Origin of the sequence: Arsenophonus sp. ENCA (genome assembly GCF_002287155.1) — a bacterium.
Taxonomy (GTDB): Bacteria; Pseudomonadota; Gammaproteobacteria; order Enterobacterales; family Enterobacteriaceae; genus Arsenophonus; species Arsenophonus nilaparvatae.
On sequence record NZ_NHNG01000269.1, the window covers coordinates 1 to 678 of the forward strand.

The 678-nt window shown below is 38.8% G+C and carries 1 protein-coding gene and 1 tRNA gene; one reads left to right on the top strand and one right to left on the bottom strand.

Annotation, left to right across the window (positions count from 1 at the left end):
- Nucleotides 1-126, bottom strand: a 126-nt coding sequence (locus tag CBG25_RS06980; RefSeq protein ID WP_290605589.1) for an Rpn family recombination-promoting nuclease/putative transposase, incomplete at its 3' end; no start/stop codon positions are given.
- Between the two features lie 392 nt (nucleotides 127-518).
- On the opposite strand from CBG25_RS06980, the gene CBG25_RS06985 reads away from it, so the two are divergent.
- Nucleotides 519-644 (top strand) — tRNA-OTHER (locus CBG25_RS06985).
- Nucleotides 645-678: the final 34 nt, after the last annotated feature.

Sequence of the window (678 nt, forward strand, 5' to 3'; positions counted from 1 at the left end):
GCTGAAATCGCAGCGCTCCCGAAGATGAGGTGGCAAATGTATCTCCAAAAAGTCCCTAGCTACAGTAATATCGCCAAGGAACTTTTTGAACAGAGAGTCATGTTGGGATAGTGAAGATTTTGTCATTAAGGTAGTATATCGTGACCATCAAAATTTAACCATTGAAATAATGTATATAATCACTAAGTAAGCTTATGATAAACAATCATGATTTTATAAATTATTGCAATAGCGTCTTGTATTCTTACTTATTCCTCATAGTGCCAGATTAGTGACGTCACTGGAGTGCCACAATAGTGTCATTAGAGTGTCAAAACTTGCCACTTTTGCCATTTGTGAATGCAGGTTAGGCCAGTATTTTCAATAGCTTAAAAATATACCAACTATCTTTTAATCAATTGGTCACAGGTTCGAATCCTGTACGACCCACCATTAATAGTGTTAGATAAAGTTTTTGTTTATCCTATTTGTTACTAACTAAGCATAATCAAGATAAACATAATCCAGTTTATTCAGATGGGTCGTTAGCTCAGTCGGTAGAGCAGCTGTGTAGGTTCGAGCCGAGCAAAGCGATACAGCGTTGTGCGAAGCACAACGACCCTCAGGGCGAAGCCATGGGCCGAGTTATCCTGTACGACCCACCATCTAACAATATCTTGTTACTTTCCAAAGAAACAG